Here is a 14,898-nt window from a genome sequence, read left to right as displayed (position 1 = left end):
AATTATGGGCGACATTTAAATGATTTGGCTGGGTTATTTTACTCTTATGGTCATGCTTGATGCCTGAGCAAACATTCATCTTCATGTGGATTTTAACGCGGGGAAATATATTTAAACTGTGGTTTTATTATTGTCTGCCGCGCGTTGACGGCAATAAATAATATATTTTGTGGCGCTGGCGCGTAAGCACCAGGATCTCGCGCCGGCTAAAAGCCGTCGTTGATGGGGGGAAGGTGCTGTTTCGTTATCTTTTTCACAGTATAATGTGACTTGCGTCACTTTTTTGCGAGGTGCCGCTGTTTCGTGGTCAGTTAAAGGAGAGGAGTTAATGGAGCAGAAAGCGAAACGAAGCCCGGGCGGGAAGCTGGCCCTGTGGGTCTTTTATGCCTTTTGTGGTTACTTTCTGTGGGCAATGGCGCGCTACTGGTGGGTCGTTGGTAAAATTGAAAGTGTCCCCGGCGCGACAATTGACGGCGATCTGGGGTCGACGTCAGGGAAGTGGCTTGGCGCGCTGCTCGGGTTCCTGGTGCTGAGCCTTGTTGGCGCCATCCTCGGGGCGATAGCCTGGTACACCCGTCCCGACCCCAGGATTCATGAACAACACGATTAAAGTTGCTATGCTCAACGCTGACCTTATCTCAGAGGAACGCGTATGGAGCAATTTGACTGGCAGCAACGCTTTGAAACCTGGCTTACGGGACATCTCACCCAGGGCGACTCGGCTCACGACATTTCGCACTTCCGTCGCGTGTGGGGCACCGCGCAACGGCTGGCTGAAGACAGTCAGGTCGATCGTCTGGTCATTGTGACCGCCTGTTATTTCCATGACATTGTTAGCCTGCCGAAAAACCATCCCGAGCGCAGCCGCTCCTCGGTGATGGCGGCAGAAAAAACGCTGGCTATTCTCCAGTCGTCATTCCCTGATTTTCCGCGCGACCGCTATCCTGCCGTTTATCATGCGATTGAGGCGCACAGTTTCAGTGCCGGTATTACCCCGCAGAGCACGGAGGCGAAAATTGTCCAGGACGCCGATCGGCTGGAGGCGCTTGGTGCAATTGGTCTGGCCCGCGTCTTTGCGGTCTCCGGGTCGTTGAACAACATCTTGTTTGATGCGGACGATCCCTTTGCTGACCGGCGTAAGCTGGATGACAAGAAATATGCGCTGGACCATTTCCAGTGCAAGCTGTTGCGTTTGCCCGACACGATGCAAACGGACAAAGGCAAAGAGATGGCGGTACACAATGCGCGCTTCCTCGTGCAATTTATGGCGAAGCTGAGCGCTGAACTTCGCGGCGACCCGCTGTCGGTGGATGAGGCGGTTTTAAGGCGCTTTGAGCCACTGGCCTGAAACTGCCCGCATGATTTGTGGTAATCTCTGCAAAATTGTCCGGGCTGGTTGAGGGTATGCCGCAAAATTTATCGAAGGAAAAGAGCCTGTTGTCGCCTCCGGAACATGCCGGGGAAGAGGCACAGGCGCTATTACGCCAGCTGATGGCAATATACGATGTGAAAACGCTGGTGGGCATTTTGCTGACCGTTGGCGATCGTCACTGGAGTCCGGCAATATTAAAGCGCGTGGCGACGGTTGAGCGGGCGGCCAATCGTATTACGGCCAACGAGTATGCTCGTCTGGCAACGCTGCTGCCGCCACCGCCGGCCCATCATCCCCATTATGCTTTCCGCTTCGTCGATCTGTTTGCCGGAATCGGCGGGATTCGCAGCGGCTTTGAGGCGATTGGCGGGCAGTGCGTTTTCACCAGTGAATGGAATAAGCACGCGGTGCGAACCTACAAAGCCAACTGGTACTGCGATCCGAATCAGCACCGTTTCAATGAAGACATCCGTGATGTTACCCTCAGCCATCGCCCGGAGGTGGGCGATGAACACGCGGCGCGGCATATTCGCGAGACGATCCCCGCGCACGATGTGCTGCTGGCGGGCTTTCCTTGTCAGCCTTTTTCGCTGGCCGGGGTATCGAAGAAAAATGCGCTGGGCCGGGCCCACGGTTTCGCCTGTGAAACCCAGGGCACGCTGTTCTTTGATGTGGTCAGAATTATTGCCGCCCGCAGGCCCGCCATCTTCGTACTGGAGAACGTCAAAAACCTCAAAAGCCATGATAAAGGACGGACATTCCGCATTATCATGCAGACGCTGGATGAACTGGGCTATGAGGTCTCCGACGCTGACCACAGCGGCGTCGACGATCCGAAAGTGATCGATGGCCGTCATTTCTTACCCCAACACCGCGAACGTATTGTGCTGGTGGGCTTTCGCCGCGATCTCCAGCTGCACGACGGTTTTACCCTGCGCGATATTTCAAAATTTTACCCGGCCGTGCGGCCGACCTTCGGCGATCTGCTGGAACCGACGGTGGAGGCTAAATTTATTCTGACGCCGGTGCTGTGGAAGTATCTCTATCACTATGCGCGCAAGCATCAGGCGCTGGGCAACGGGTTTGGTTACGGCCTGGTCGATCCGCACAATCCTCAGAGCGTGGCGCGCACGCTGTCCGCGCGCTATTACAAAGACGGCGCCGAGATTCTGGTCGATCGCGGCTGGGACCGCCCGTTGGGTGAACAACACTTCGACGATGCGCAAAATCAGCTTCGTCGTCCGCGCCGGTTGACGCCGCGCGAATGTGCGCGGTTGATGGGGTTTGAAAGCCCGCAGGGCTATCGCTTCCGCATTCCGGTTTCCGATACCCAGGCCTATCGCCAGTTCGGTAATTCGGTGGTGGTGCCGGTGTTTGCGGCGGTCGCGAAATTACTTGCGCCGCGAATCGCGCAGGCCGTGGCGCGGCGTGAATCCGAGGAGCAAGACGGTGGACGTCCACGATAAAGCCACGCGCAGTAAAAACATGCGGGCGATTGGCCAGCGCGATACGGCGATCGAAAAACGGCTGGCCGCGCTGCTCACTCAGGCCGGGTTTACGTTTACTGTTCAGGATGCGACGCTGCCGGGGCGCCCGGATTTTGTCGTGGCAGAGTACCGCTGCGTTATCTTTACTCACGGCTGTTTCTGGCATCACCATCGCTGCTATCTGTTTAAAGTACCCGCGACGCGTACCGAATTCTGGCTGGCTAAAATCGGCAACAACGTCGCGCGCGATAGGCGCGATATCATGCGCTTACAAGAGCAGGGATGGCGGGTGCTGATCGTCTGGGAGTGCGCGCTGCGCGGGCGACTGAAACTCAGCGATGAGGCGCTGACTGAGCGCCTGGAAGAGTGGATCTGCGGCGGCGGTGACCGCGCGCAGATCGACACGCAGGGCATTGGTGAATCAGAGCTTACTTCTCCACCTCACAAGGCGTAACTTCAGCGCGGGCGGGGAACAGGTATTTTCCCAGCGTGACCAGCACAACGGCAAAAATAATCACGCCCAGCGCCAGCCACTCGATGGACGAGAGGCTCTCTCCGGCAAATCCGGTCCCCAGCAGGACCGCCACCACGGGATTGACGTAAGCGTAGCTGGTGGCGACGGCGGGAGTGACGTTACGAATTAAATACATGTAGGCGTTAATGGCGATAAGAGAGCCAAAAATCGCCAGATAGGCAACGGCAAAAATACTGGACCACGACGGCATTTGGCTCAGGGTTTCACCAGTCGCCCAGGAGGCGAGCGCCAGGACGATTCCCGCGGCGAGCATTTCAATCGCGCCGGCCATCATGCCTGTCGGTAGCTCAATTCGGGAACCGTAAACGGAACCAAATGCCCAGCTCATTGAACCGATAAGGATCAACAGCGCCCCCCACGGATTGCCGCTCAGGTTCCCGCCGCTGTTAAGCAGAATGATGCCCGCCAGACCGATAGCAATCCCCAGCCACTCGATCTTGCGAGTGGTAATACCAAAAAACCGGCTAAAGCAGAGCGTGAAGAGCGGGACCGTCGCGACCATCACTGCCGCAATGCCTGAAGGCACATGCTGGTGCTCGGCCAGGGTGACAAAGCCATTTCCCACGGCCAGCAGCAGGATGCCGATCAGTGCCGCATTGAGCAGCGGTCTGAGCGCTGGAAGCGAGTGGCCGGTTGCCAGCAAATAAGCGAGCAGTAGCCCGCCGGCGGAGAGAAAACGGATCCCGGCCATCATCAACGGGGGCCAACTGGCGACGCCAATGGCAATGGCAAAATAGGTCGATCCCCAGATGATATAAAGCGCAAACAGGGCTCCGATTAGGGGCAGAAGCTGGCGGGTAGACATACGTCCTCACGACGGTACAGAGACAGAAAGGGACATACAGTAAACGTGAAAACAACTGCGCTGGCGAGCGCTTTAATCGATCGGTAATTGTTAAATTTATATTGACTCTGTGCATCTCTGGGCGAAAAAGCACTTTTACCTCATACTTAGGCGGACATGACCGCTACGCGTTCAGGCTGCGGCCGGAGCGTCAGGGTGTTTATCCGCAATAAATGAAGGAATACCATTTTGGCAGGAAGTAGTCTTTTAACGCTGTTGGATGATATCGCCACCTTGCTTGACGATATTTCCGTGATGGGAAAACTGGCAGCGAAAAAAACGGCCGGCGTACTGGGAGACGATCTCTCGCTCAATGCCCAGCAGGTGACGGGTGTTCGCGCCAATCGCGAGCTCCCCGTTGTCTGGGGCGTGGCAAAAGGTTCGTTCGTCAATAAAGTGATTTTAGTGCCGCTGGCCTTGCTGATCAGCGCGTTTATTCCTTGGGCGATTACGCCATTGCTGATGCTCGGCGGCGCATTCCTGTGCTACGAAGGCGTTGAGAAAGTGCTGCACAGCCTGCAGGCGCGCAAACACAAGGAAGATCCGCAGGCCCGTCAGCAGCGCCTGGAAGCGCTGGCGGAGCAGGATCCGCTGGCATTCGAACGCGATAAAGTGAAAGGAGCGATACGCACTGACTTTATTCTGTCTGCTGAGATCGTGGCCATTACGTTGGGGATCGTGGCCGATGCGCCGCTGCTCAATCAGATTCTGATTCTCTCGGGGATTGCCATTCTGGTGACCGTCGGGGTGTACGGTCTGGTGGGCATTATCGTGAAGCTGGATGATATGGGCTACTGGCTGGTGAAAAAAAGTAGCGCGCTGGCGCGCTCGGTCGGTAACGGATTGCTGGCGGTTGCGCCGCGTCTGATGAAGCTGCTCTCCATCGTCGGGACCCTGGCGATGTTTCTGGTCGGCGGCGGCATTATCGTACACGGCATCGCGCCCCTTCATCATGCGGTTGAACAATGGGCAGGTGAACAGTCGGCTCTCATCGCCTCGCTGCTGCCGACCGGCGTCAATCTGGTGCTGGGCTTTATCGTCGGCGCGGTGGTGCTGGCTGGCGTGAAGGTCATTACCGGGTTTCGCGCTGCGGCGCAGTAAAATCGGCCGCTGATTATGCAAAATCGTTCCGTGTCGTCTATGGTGAAACAGTTTCTCCCGGATGACGGACTAAAAAATGGTATTGTTGGTCAGTGATGAAGTGAGGCGAAAGAGCGGGGGGCCGCGCATGGTGGTGACGGGCTTCGCCAGCGGAATGGTCGAGTGTTGTTGGTATGACGGTTATGGCGTTAAACACGAGGCGTTCCGCGAAGATGAGTGAGTACGTGGGGAAGGACAGCGACAGCAGCGTGCCTGACCCTCTATCGCGCCCGGCAAAAGCCGGGCGTTTTATCGTTTAACTGCTTGTTTCACCCACAGGCAGCGTGGATGACGTTTGTCGTTTGGATTGTACTGCGAGAGAACAATGGATAAACCACTGTGGGTAAGAAAACTTCGCCGCGTTTCTGGCCCGGGACATGTGGTTAATTATTGCTTTGTCGCAGTACTCTTTTTTTCTACGCTCCTGATCTGGCGCGAAGTGGCGGTGCTGGAAGAGGCGTATGTCACCAACCAGCGCAACAACCTTGAAAACGTCGCCCACGAAATGGACAGTCTGCTGCTGTTCAACATCGACAGAATGGTGTTTTTTCGCAACGGGATGCAGTCGGCGCTTGAAACGCCGCTGGATTTCGAGATTTTGCGCAATGCAGAACAGGAATACATGAGCAAACGCCATGACCCGATCTGGTCCGTAGCGTTACATAACCGGCGTACTCTTCCGGTGTATGGCGTCTCCGATGCCTTTGTCGACAGCCAGAGTATGCTGTCCCGTCACGACGCCCGGACCGGTAATGAACTGATGGCGGCTCTTGAGCTGGGCTATCTCCTGCGTCTGGTCGATGAAAACCGCGGGTTTAACGAAGGGATGCTGTACATTTCGCGCAGCGGTTTTTTTACCGGCACCACATTGCCAAAAAACGCGGTACAGGCCCAGGCGCGCTACACCCATGCGATCGCCGCGCCGTGGTTTACCCGGCAATCGCAGCGGAACAATCCCGGTCGCGGCGTGCTCTGGCAAACCGTTTTTGATGGGCACGAGCAAAACGACGACCCGGTGGTGACGGCCTCCGTTCCCCTTGATTTCCGCCATGACTGGCTCGGCGTGCTGTCGATGGATTTTTCAGTGCGAGAGATGAAGGCGTTTCTGGTCAGCGCCATTAAGGGGGGCCAGGAGGGGGAATACCAGCTGTATGACAGTCGGTTTAACCTGATCGCTTCTTCAGCATCGGGGAATGTCCTGACCCTGTTGTCAGCCCGTGAACAGGCAATGCTTAGCTACGCGTTTTCGCATCAAAACCAGGGCAGTATCCGTTTATTAACGCGCTATATCAGCTGGCAGAAGCTAAACAACTTTGATGGCGTGCTGCTGAGGACCCACACGCTCCAGGAAGGCGTGCGCGGTGCTTTCGGGAGCATTACGATTGCGCTGACGCTGATGTGGCTGTTCTTTACGCTGATGCTGATCATCTCCTGGCAGGTGATTTTGCGGATGGTGCGTAACATGAGCGTTATGCAAAAGTCGCTGGAGTGGCAGGCCTGGCATGATGCGTTAACTCGCCTGTTGAATCGCGGAGCCTTATTTGACAGGGCCATCGCCATCACCAGGGTGTGCGAGCGGACAGCCCGGCCAGTCTCGGTTATCCAGCTCGATCTCGATTACTTTAAGAAGGTTAATGACCAGCACGGACACCAGGCGGGAGACCGCGTACTGTCGCTGGTTGCCAGTACTATTGCGAGCAATATCCGTGAAGGCGATCTGGCTGGCCGCGTCGGCGGGGAAGAGTTCTGTATTGTGATGCCTGACACCACGTTACAGATGGCGACAGCCATCGCCGAACGTATCCGCATCCGCATTTACAACCGTGAAATTCTCCTCTGCAACGACACCAGTTTGCGGATCAGCGCCTCTCTGGGGGTGAGCAGCAGCGATGATTCTGCCGGGTTTAATTTTGAAAGCCTGCAGTCAACGGCCGATCGCCGGCTCTATCTCGCCAAACAAAATGGACGCAACCGAGTGTGCTTTAACGATTTATTCTTGCGTGACGGTATGGGAAAATGAGATTTATCTTAAAAAAGTGCCCGGGGTCAACGCGCGGCCAGAGAAAAACGATCGCCACAAAGCCTTACGCCATCAGCATCCCGGCAGGGCGACAGTAAGTTCATACCATTTCTCAATTATTTTCCTCATGAATAGCTCTTGTCATACAAAATAATTGAGGATAATGTTTCCCGGCAACGGATATCCCGGTGTAACGAATTTTCAAGTGCTTCTTGCATTAGCAAGTTTCATCCCGACTCCTGCGAGTCGGGATTTTTTTCACCTGTACCTGGCTAGCGGTTGATCTCCGTGACGCTAAAGTCATGAATATCGAGTTCAAACGCTTCCGCTAGTTCACACCAGGTGTGATAGTCGCGGCCATCAACGCTGACGTGATGCGGATCGTCCCGCGAACGCCGTATCTCGCTCTCGCTGATTTCATTAATCGCCGCCAGCAGGGCATCAACATCGACATTCACCCCGTGACTTCCTGCATATCCACTACCTTTGGCGGTTTTCATCATGCCTACCTCGCTTGGCTCAGATCGTGCCTCTTTAAGTATAGGCATAAAATCAGAGGGGGTTGGCCGCCATGCCGGACGGTCTATAAAAACGCCACTCGCCGGGCAGGGCGCTGCACAGCGGGCAGTTTTGTTCTACACTGGCTCAAAAATAGAGGAGATAAGTTATGCAGGTGAACGATCGTGTCACGGTGAAGACCGACGGTGGCCCTCGTCGATCGGGTGTAGTTCTGGCAATAGAGTCGTTTAGTGAAGGGACCATGTATCTGGTTGCGCTGGAAGACTATCCGCTGGGGATCTGGTTTTTTAACGAAGCAGGGCATCCGGACGGGATCTTTGTTGAGAGAGAAGATTAGTTCGTGAGGCATCCGAACTGGCGGAGTGCGCCGCCAGTTTTGCCGGCGCCTGGTTCAGCGCAGGTTAACGTGGATACCACTGGTAATGTTTTCCGCCAGGCGAACGATGTGGTAAATCACCTGTTTATTGTGGGTCTGAATTTTCTTTTTAATATTTCCTTTATGCGACGAAACCGTTTTCGCCTTAATGTTCATTTGGCTTGAAATCTGCGTCGTGCTATAGCCCGCCATCCACATTTGCAACATATTCGATTCGGCACGACTGAGCGACAGTGTCGGAATATTGATGCGGGCGTTGCTGTAGTTATCGTATTTAAGGCGATTACCCAGGATTTCATCAAGGTCTTTTGGCGTCAGTGATTTTGAACTAATAAGCAAATTCTTACGTACCAGCAGATAGTGATCAAAATGAATGTTAGCTAACGACATAAAGATAATAAATAACGTCCCGGGATACCGGGAAATGATATGGCGGATAAGCTCATTGCTATCCGGATGATGAATAAAGCAATCTTCATTGATAAATACCACTGCCGGACGCATGAATTCACAGGCCTCTTGCAGGCATTCCACAGAATGTACTTCACTAATGTCGCGCTTCTTTATCCCCCGGCTTGTCAGATACCCGGTCAGTCCCAGTCGGGTAAAGCTGCACAAATCCATGATAATCGTTGACATGACCCATCCTCAATCAACACGTAACGATAATTTATCTCTCGCCGACAAGCACGATGAAATCCATTTAAGTGGGTAATAAAAACCCGGTTCAGCACAGGAACTATGCGGCAGTCTAAACTATTCCGTAATATTGCCCATAATTTGCCAGGAATACTCCCAAAGTAATGTGAGACCGGGTTATGTAAGGGAATTAAAAGCAAAATTGCCTGTTTTTCAGATAATTCGGAAGGCAAATAATAAATATTTTTAGGATTTTCCTTATGTTGGTTGTGTAAATAGTCAGCATATTGTCAGCAGTTCTTCATTCTCGTTATTTAATAATGCGACGGCGAGCGGGATAATTCTTCTCCGGGGGGCAACGGTGGCGTTGTGCGCGCGCGGATGTTGGCAAGTTTGCTGCGGCTCTGCGGGAGGGGTGGCGGGCTTAACGCTTTAATGCCACAATACTTTTTTATCGGTTTGTGGGATGGATGATGAAAAAGATAGTGATTGCCGCTGCGCTGTTTATGCTGGCCGGGTGTGTCCAGGTTGATAATTACGATACCGTCGTCAAAGCGCCAGCGCCAGCCGGGTTAGAGGGATACTGGCAGTCAAAAGGTCCGCAGAGTGAAATGATGAGTCCGGACGCGATTGCCAGCCTGATCGTGACGAAAAATGGCGACACCCTGGATTGTCGTCAGTGGCAGCGCGTCATCGCCACGCCGGGTAAATTAATGCAGCGCGATGATCAGGTCTACAACGTCACCTCCAGGCTTGAGGTTTACCCTGTTGAGCGCTCAGGCAACACGCTGCAATACGATCGCATGACCCTGACTCGCGTTGACCGCCTGACCGCCGAGTGCGAGCAGGCGTGGAAAAAAACCGCTGCCGGGAAAAGCGTGCACTAATGCAGGGCGGGCTGAATCGACGTTCAGCCCGCGTGCTTTCAAGGACTACAGCACCTCTTCGATGACCCAGACGCTGACGCTTGCGCCGTTGCAGGTGAAGGTGCCGTTGCCTTCGTCGTCGGTTTCCACCACCTCCTGACGATTGCCGAGAAAATCCTTCCAGCGCTTATTGCCATAGTTGGCACCCAGCGCCAGCAGCTTCTCTCCCTCATCGCCGTTAGACAATACAACGACGCACCCCGGATCCTCATCGGTGCCGCTGCGGCTAAAGGCAATGCAGTTGGGATGATCGAACCACAGCGTCTGGACGCCGTGGGCGAAACGCTGGCGGGCGTCAATCAGCTCATGCAGCTGTTCAATAACCGGCATCTCGATGGCATAGGTCTGGCCATCGCCGCCGGTATCTTCATAGCTGGCGCCGAAGAGGTCGGCATAAAAAACCGAGGGGACGCCGTTTTCGCGCAGCAGAATGAGCGCATAGGCCAGCGGTTTGAACCACGGCTCAACGGGGGCTTCCAGCGCCTGCAAGGGTTGAGTGTCATGGTTGGTCACCAGCGTGACGGCATGAAACGGATCGGTTTCAACCAGCGTGCCGCTAAAAATCTGACTCATATCGTAGTCGCGACCCTGGCGTGACGCTTCGTGAAACTTCATCTGCAACGGGGCGTCAAACAGCATCGTTTTACCGTCGACGCGCTCGATATATTGCTGGAGCTTATCCACCTCGTGTGACCAGTACTCCGCCACGATAAACAGCGGCTTTGTCGCCACTTGCTGGACGTGGTCGATCCACGCTTTATAAAACCACGCGGGAATATGTTTCACCGCATCGAGACGGAAACCGTCGCAGCCGGTTTGCTCCATAACCCAGCGAGCCCAGTACTTCAGCTCTTCGGCGACCGCATGATTGCGGAAGTCAATATTCTCGCCCATCAGGTAATCGAAATTACCCATTTCATCATCGACCTGATCGCTCCAGCCTTCGCCGGTATAGTCGTTCACAATTTTAAAAACGCCGTCCTCGTCGGGATTTTCGATGTGATCGACGCCGCTGAAACATTTGTAGTCCCAGATAAACTGAGAATACTGCCCGCCCCGGACCGGGAAGGTGTAGCGTGTCCACGCCTCGCACTCGATAATCTCCTCGGCGATTTGCGTCCGGTCCTGCTCATCGACGCGCTGCACGCGAACCGGTTCTTTTTCATCTGCGCCCATTTTGTGGTTGACCACCACATCAAGCAGGACCGCAATATCGTGCTGGCGCAGGGCCGCAATGGCGGCAAGCAGCTGCGCTTTATCACCATATTTCGTGGCAACAGAGCCTTTTTGCTCGAACTCGCCGAGGTCAAACAGATCGTAACTATCGTAGCCGACGGAGTATCCGCCGGACGCGCCTTTGTAAGCCGGCGGTAGCCAAACCATGTTAATGCCAATTTCATTCAGGTTCGGAGCCAGGGCTTCGACTTCGCGCCACAACTCGCCGCCGGCGGGGTAATACCAGTGAAAGCACTGCAGTAACGTGGGGTTTTTCATCTTCCATGCTCCAGACGTCATCAAGCTGACCTTTGCAGTATGAGATATATCCAGCAAATTCGATGAATTTTGGTGCTCTTTTCGCTATGTCTTAAATCGCTGCGTATATAATGTTTCGCTATAAGTTGTAGCGTATAGGTGTTGGTGGGCGACGCTAAACGCCTTACACTACGGGAAAATCTCATTTATCAGGGGCATCTATGAAATTAGCACTTCTGGGTCGTCAGGCGCTGATGGGCGCGATGGCTGTAGTTTTAATGGCTGGCGTCAGCGCAAAATCGTTTGCGGCGGAAAATCTGCTGGGGCAGATTAAAGAGCGCGGGACGCTGCGCGTAGGCCTGGAAGGAACCTATCCGCCGTTTAGCTATCAGGGCGACGACGGTAAGCTGACCGGCTTCGAGGTCGATTTTGCCAATGAGCTGGCGAAACATCTGGGCGTGAAGGCCGATCTGAAACCGACCAAATGGGACGGCATGCTGGCTTCCCTCGATTCTAAACGTATTGACGTGGTGATTAACCAGGTCACCATTTCCGACCAGCGTAAGCAAAAGTATGACTTCTCTACCCCTTATACGGTGTCGGGTATCCAGGCGCTGGTGAAAAAAGGCAACGAAGGCATTATCAAAACACCTGCTGACCTGAAAGGCAAAAAAGTCGGCGTCGGTCTCGGGACTAACTACGAAGAGTGGCTGCGCCAGAACGTTCAGGGCGTAGATATCCGTACCTATGATGATGACCCGACGAAATATCAGGATCTGCGCGTGGGTCGTATTGACGCGATTCTGGTCGATCGCCTGGCGGCGCTGGATCTGGTGAAGAAAACCGGCAATACCCTGGCGGTGACCGGCGAAGCGTTTTCTCGTCAGGAGTCTGGCGTGGCGCTGCGTAAAGGCAACGAAGACCTGCTGAAAGCGATTGATGGCGCCATTGCCGATATGCAAAAAGATGGCAGCCTGAAAGCGCTGTCGGAAAAATGGTTTGGCGCTGACGTGACGAAGTAACGGCTGGCGGTGAAAAAAGGCGCTATTGATAGCGCCTTTTTTTATTTCGTACGCCAGTGTGTGCATAATAAAGATAATTCAGTCAGGAGGTACCATGTCACTGCAAAATTTAACGCTCTTCCCGCGCCTGGAATTGATTGGCGCGCCGACGCCGCTGGAATATCTACCGCGTCTGTCCGATCATCTGGGGCGCGAGATTTTTATTAAACGCGACGACGTGACCCCGCTGGCGATGGGCGGCAATAAGCTGCGTAAGCTGGAGTTCCTGGCGGCAGATGCGCTGCGTGAAGGGGCGGATACCTTAATCACCGCCGGCGCGATTCAGTCGAACCACGTCCGTCAAACGGCGGCGGTGGCCGCGAAACTGGGTCTGCACTGCGTTGCGCTGCTGGAAAACCCCATTGGCACCCGCGCCGAGAACTATTTGACCAACGGTAACCGCCTGCTGCTTGATCTGTTTAATACCCAGGTGGAGATGTGTGATGCGCTGACTCAGCCCAATGTTCAGCTCGAAGAACTGGCAACCCGCATCGAAGCGCAGGGCTATCGGCCCTATGTCATTCCGGTGGGGGGCTCAAACGCGCTTGGCGCGCTGGGCTATGTGGAAAGCGCCCTCGAAATCGCCCAGCAGTGCGAAGGCGCCGTTGAGCTCTCTTCCATCGTGGTCGCCTCCGGCAGCGCGGGGACTCATGCCGGGCTGGCCGTAGGACTGGAACAGCTGATGCCAAGGGCCGAGCTGATTGGCGTCACCGTATCACGCAAGGCGGCGGATCAGTTGCCGAAAGTCGTTGCGCTTCAGCAGGCGGTGGCGAACAGCCTGGAGCTACAGGCCACGGCCAGGATTCAGCTGTGGGATGACTATTTTGCGCCAGGATATGGCACGCCGAACGACGAAGGAATGGAGGCCGTGAAGCTGCTGGCGCAGCTGGAAGGCATTCTGTTGGATCCGGTTTATACCGGTAAAGCGATGGCCGGGTTGATCGACGGCATTAATCAGAAGCGCTTTAAGGATGAAGGGCCGATTTTATTTATCCACACGGGTGGAGCGCCGGCGCTGTTTGCCTATCATCCCCATATCTAAAGCAGAACATACAGAATGCAAGAGAGTATCCAACTGGTTATTGATTCCGCGCCCTTTCTGCTCAAAGGCGCGGTGTTTACGTTACAGCTGAGCATCGGCGGTATGTTCTTTGGCCTGGTGCTGGGCTTTATCCTCGCACTGATGCGCATGTCGCCTCTGTGGCCGGTGAAATGGCTGGCGAGAATGTATATCTCCATCTTCCGCGGTACCCCGCTGATTGCCCAGCTGTTTATGATCTATTACGGTCTGCCGCAGTTTGGCATTGAGCTTGACCCCATTCCGGCGGCGATGATCGGCCTGTCGCTGAATACCGCAGCGTACGCTGCGGAAACGCTGCGTGCGGCGATTGCCTCGATTGACAAAGGGCAGTGGGAAGCGGCGGCCAGTATCGGTATGACGCCGTGGCAGACCCTGCGCCGGGCGATTTTGCCGCAGGCTGCGCGGGTGGCGCTGCCGCCGCTCTCCAATAGTTTTATCAGTCTGGTAAAAGATACCTCTCTGGCGGCCACCATTCAGGTTCCGGAGCTGTTCCGTCAGGCGCAGCTGATTACCTCGCGCACCCTGGAAGTGTTCACCATGTATCTGGCCGCATCGCTGATTTACTGGGTGATGGCGACGGTGCTGTCCTCGCTGCAAAACTATTTTGAAAACCAGCTGAATCGCCAGGAGCGTGATCCAAAATGAGTGCCATTGAAGTCAAAAACCTGGTGAAAAAATTCCACGGCCAGACGGTACTGCACGGTATCGACCTCAATGTGCAGGCGGGGGAAGTGGTGGCGATCATCGGCCCTAGCGGGTCCGGTAAAACAACGCTGCTGCGCAGTATTAACCTGCTGGAACAGCCGGAAAGCGGAACCATCCGGGTGGGCGATGTGACCATTGATACCGCGCGCAGTTTCAGCCAGCAAAAAGGGTTGATTCGCCGCCTGCGTCAGCATGTGGGCTTCGTGTTCCAGAATTTCAACCTGTTCCCGCATCGCACGGTACTGGAAAACATCATTGAAGGGCCGGTTATCGTTAAGGGTGAGGATAAAAACGAATCCATGGTCCGTGCCCGGGAACTGTTGGCGAAAGTGGGGCTGAGCGGCAAAGAAAACAGCTATCCTCGTCGCCTGTCCGGTGGTCAGCAGCAGCGTGTGGCCATTGCGCGGGCGCTGGCGATGCGCCCGGATGTGATTCTGTTTGACGAGCCGACGTCGGCTCTCGATCCTGAGCTGGTTGGCGAGGTGCTGAACACCATTCGCCAGCTGGCGCAGGAGAAGCGCACGATGGTCATCGTGACTCATGAAATGAGCTTTGCCCGCGATGTTGCGGACCGCGCAATTTTTATGGACCAGGGGCGTATCGTCGAACAGGGTGAGGCGAAAGCGCTGTTTGCCAACCCGCAGCAGCCGCGCACCCGCCAGTTCCTTGAAAAATTTCTGATGCAGTAATGTTTACCCGCTCGCGGCGGCCGTCCCCAGC

General features: G+C 54.9%; 17 protein-coding genes. 13 read left to right on the top strand and 4 right to left on the bottom strand.

Annotation, left to right across the window (positions count from 1 at the left end; all coding sequences use genetic code 11):
• Positions 1–328: 328 nt before the first annotated feature.
• From drpB to FNY10_RS12495, 4 genes are all read left to right on the top strand, one after another.
• Entirely contained in the window at positions 329–610 is a 282-nt protein-coding gene (drpB, locus tag FNY10_RS12510) for a cell division protein DrpB (RefSeq protein WP_100682246.1), read from the top strand.
• 42 nt (positions 611–652) lie between these two features.
• Positions 653–1,348, top strand: a complete 696-nt coding sequence (locus tag FNY10_RS12505) for a phosphohydrolase (RefSeq protein WP_141964315.1) — start codon at positions 653–655, stop codon at positions 1,346–1,348.
• A gap of 89 nt (positions 1,349–1,437) precedes the next feature.
• Positions 1,438–2,838, top strand: a complete 1,401-nt coding sequence (locus FNY10_RS12500) for a DNA cytosine methyltransferase (protein ID WP_160703285.1) — start codon at positions 1,438–1,440, stop codon at positions 2,836–2,838.
• Positions 2,839–2,857: 19 nt separating this feature from the next.
• On the top strand, positions 2,858–3,313 hold the full coding sequence (locus FNY10_RS12495; protein ID WP_202395339.1) for a very short patch repair endonuclease: 456 nt from the start codon (positions 2,858–2,860) through the stop codon (positions 3,311–3,313).
• On the opposite strand, the gene yedA is transcribed toward FNY10_RS12495, so the two are convergent.
• A complete protein-coding gene (gene yedA, locus FNY10_RS12490) occupies positions 3,288–4,199 on the bottom strand; it encodes a drug/metabolite exporter YedA (protein WP_131050761.1) in 912 nt (303 codons plus the stop codon). The two genes, FNY10_RS12495 and yedA, sit on opposite strands and share 26 nt — an antisense overlap.
• Before the next feature lie 228 nt (positions 4,200–4,427).
• Here yedA and FNY10_RS12485 point away from each other — a divergent pair, with 228 nt between their 5' ends.
• The 3 genes from FNY10_RS12485 (at position 4,428) to dgcQ (ending at position 7,398) form a co-directional block, all read left to right on the top strand.
• Positions 4,428–5,339, top strand: coding sequence for a DUF808 domain-containing protein (locus tag FNY10_RS12485; protein ID WP_141964317.1), 912 nt, complete (start codon positions 4,428–4,430; stop codon positions 5,337–5,339).
• Between the two features lie 76 nt (positions 5,340–5,415).
• Entirely contained in the window at positions 5,416–5,559 is a 144-nt protein-coding gene (locus FNY10_RS12480) for a YodC family protein (protein ID WP_160702620.1), read from the top strand.
• A gap of 144 nt (positions 5,560–5,703) precedes the next feature.
• Positions 5,704–7,398, top strand: a complete 1,695-nt coding sequence (gene dgcQ / locus FNY10_RS12475; protein WP_141964318.1) for a cellulose biosynthesis regulator diguanylate cyclase DgcQ — start codon at positions 5,704–5,706, stop codon at positions 7,396–7,398.
• A 272-nt stretch (positions 7,399–7,670) separates the two neighbouring features.
• Here dgcQ and yodD read toward each other — a convergent pair whose 3' ends face one another.
• On the bottom strand, positions 7,671–7,898 hold the full coding sequence (yodD, locus tag FNY10_RS12470) for a YodD family peroxide/acid resistance protein (RefSeq protein WP_100682254.1): 228 nt from the start codon (positions 7,896–7,898) through the stop codon (positions 7,671–7,673).
• Between the two features lie 167 nt (positions 7,899–8,065).
• Between yodD and dsrB the strand changes: the two genes are divergently transcribed.
• Positions 8,066–8,254 (top strand): protein DsrB, encoded by a 189-nt coding sequence (gene dsrB / locus FNY10_RS12465; RefSeq protein WP_100682255.1) that lies wholly within the window; start codon positions 8,066–8,068, stop codon positions 8,252–8,254.
• 54 nt (positions 8,255–8,308) lie between these two features.
• Here dsrB and rcsA read toward each other — a convergent pair whose 3' ends face one another.
• Positions 8,309–8,932 (bottom strand): transcriptional regulator RcsA, encoded by a 624-nt coding sequence (gene rcsA / locus FNY10_RS12460; RefSeq protein ID WP_100682256.1) that lies wholly within the window; start codon positions 8,930–8,932, stop codon positions 8,309–8,311.
• Between the two features lie 473 nt (positions 8,933–9,405).
• Between rcsA and yedD the strand changes: the two genes are divergently transcribed.
• Complete coding sequence (gene yedD / locus FNY10_RS12455) at positions 9,406–9,819, top strand: lipoprotein YedD (RefSeq protein WP_131050757.1); 414 nt, start codon at positions 9,406–9,408, stop codon at positions 9,817–9,819.
• Between the two features lie 45 nt (positions 9,820–9,864).
• Here the strand turns inward: yedD and amyA are convergent, their stop codons facing one another.
• A complete protein-coding gene (gene amyA / locus FNY10_RS12450) occupies positions 9,865–11,352 on the bottom strand; it encodes an alpha-amylase (protein WP_202395300.1) in 1,488 nt (495 codons plus the stop codon).
• 200 nt (positions 11,353–11,552) lie between these two features.
• On the opposite strand from amyA, the gene tcyJ reads away from it, so the two are divergent.
• The 4 genes from tcyJ to tcyN all read left to right on the top strand — a co-directional run bounded on the left by tcyJ (position 11,553) and on the right by tcyN (position 14,867).
• Positions 11,553–12,353, top strand: coding sequence for a cystine ABC transporter substrate-binding protein (tcyJ, locus tag FNY10_RS12445; RefSeq protein WP_100682259.1), 801 nt, complete (start codon positions 11,553–11,555; stop codon positions 12,351–12,353).
• Positions 12,354–12,447: 94 nt separating this feature from the next.
• Positions 12,448–13,434 carry a D-cysteine desulfhydrase gene (dcyD, locus tag FNY10_RS12440; RefSeq protein ID WP_160702616.1) on the top strand — a complete coding sequence of 329 codons (987 nt, stop codon included), beginning with the start codon at positions 12,448–12,450 and terminating at the stop codon, positions 13,432–13,434.
• A 15-nt stretch (positions 13,435–13,449) separates the two neighbouring features.
• A complete protein-coding gene (gene tcyL, locus FNY10_RS12435; protein ID WP_100682261.1) occupies positions 13,450–14,118 on the top strand; it encodes a cystine ABC transporter permease in 669 nt (222 codons plus the stop codon).
• Positions 14,115–14,867, top strand: coding sequence for an L-cystine ABC transporter ATP-binding protein TcyN (gene tcyN, locus FNY10_RS12430; RefSeq protein ID WP_100682262.1), 753 nt, complete (start codon positions 14,115–14,117; stop codon positions 14,865–14,867). Before tcyL ends, tcyN begins: the two co-directional genes overlap by 4 nt.
• The last annotated feature ends 31 nt before the right edge of the window (positions 14,868–14,898 follow it).

Origin of the sequence: Klebsiella sp. Lac1 (assembly GCF_009825425.1) — a bacterium.
GTDB lineage: Bacteria > Pseudomonadota > Gammaproteobacteria > Enterobacterales > Enterobacteriaceae > Klebsiella > Klebsiella electrica.
Note: the sequence above shows the minus strand (reverse complement) of the source record. Positions and strands in the feature narration are given on the sequence as shown.